This window comes from Salinicola sp. MH3R3-1 (assembly GCF_001937155.1).
Taxonomy (GTDB): domain Bacteria; phylum Pseudomonadota; class Gammaproteobacteria; order Pseudomonadales; family Halomonadaceae; genus Salinicola; species Salinicola halophyticus.
The window spans coordinates 1-570 of record NZ_MSDP01000111.1 but is presented as its reverse complement, the minus strand read 5'-3'; the positions used below and the strand labels follow the sequence as shown (position 1 = coordinate 570).

Here is a 570-nt window from a genome sequence, read left to right as displayed (position 1 = left end):
TGGGCGGCCAGAACTACACCACGACGGTTGGGGCCAATGGCATCTTCAGCGTGGCGGTACCGGGAACGGTGCTGGCGAATGCTGGCACCGACAGCATCCGTGCATCCGTGTCTCACACCGACGCCGCCGGTAATACCGGCACGGCAACGACGACGCACGCCTACGGCGTCGATACCGCCGCGCCGACGCTCGGGATCACGCTGGACACCATCGCCGGTGACAATATCGTCAACGCGGCCGAAGCCAACCAATCGATCCCGGTGAGCGGCCAGGTCAGCGGCGAATACGCCAGCGGCGATCGCGTGACGCTGACGGTCGGCAATCAAACCTACACCGGCACGCTCAAGGCCGACGGCACGTTCTCGATCAACGTGCCGGGCTCACAGCTGGCGAGCAACACCAGCGTCAGCGCAGTGGTCAGCCACACCGACGCGGCGGGCAATACCGGCAGCGCCAATACCGCCGGCAGCTATGGCGTCGACACCGTCGCGCCGAGCGTCTCGATCAGCCTCAACACCGTGGCCGGTGATGACGTCATCAATGCCGCCGAATCGCGGCAGAACGTTACCC

1 protein-coding gene is annotated in these 570 nt (G+C 65.8%); it reads left to right on the top strand.

What is annotated here, in order from left to right; genetic code table 11:
* On the top strand, positions 1-570 hold a 570-nt coding region (locus BTW08_RS18610), incomplete at both ends, for an Ig-like domain-containing protein (protein ID WP_139313733.1).